This window comes from Citrobacter sp. TBCS-14 (assembly GCF_005280805.1).
Taxonomy (GTDB): domain Bacteria; phylum Pseudomonadota; class Gammaproteobacteria; order Enterobacterales; family Enterobacteriaceae; genus Citrobacter; species Citrobacter gillenii.
In genome coordinates this window covers 1-215 of the sequence record NZ_SZWM01001011.1, presented here as the reverse complement: position 1 = coordinate 215, position 215 = coordinate 1, and the positions used below count along the sequence as shown (strand labels likewise).

Annotated in this window: 1 protein-coding gene; it reads left to right on the top strand. The window is 48.4% G+C overall.

The window, feature by feature from the left end:
- The coding region (locus tag FDX22_RS22665) for a YsaB family lipoprotein (protein ID WP_146717813.1) at nt 1-215 on the top strand (215 nt) is incomplete at both ends.

Genomic DNA, 215 nt, shown 5'->3' with positions numbered 1-215 from the left:
CCGTGCAGAAAGCGCAAAAGGGCAAAATTACTGCCACGCGTTCGCTGGATATGGAGTCATTGTGCAAAAGTGAAGCATCGGAGCTTTATAATACGGGTGCCCAGAAAATTGCTATCACCGGTCTTGAGCAATTTCAGGGTAGCTATGAGATGCGCGGTTCTACCTTCCGCAAAGAGAGTTTTGTCTGCTCATTTGACGCAGACGGGCAGTTTTTG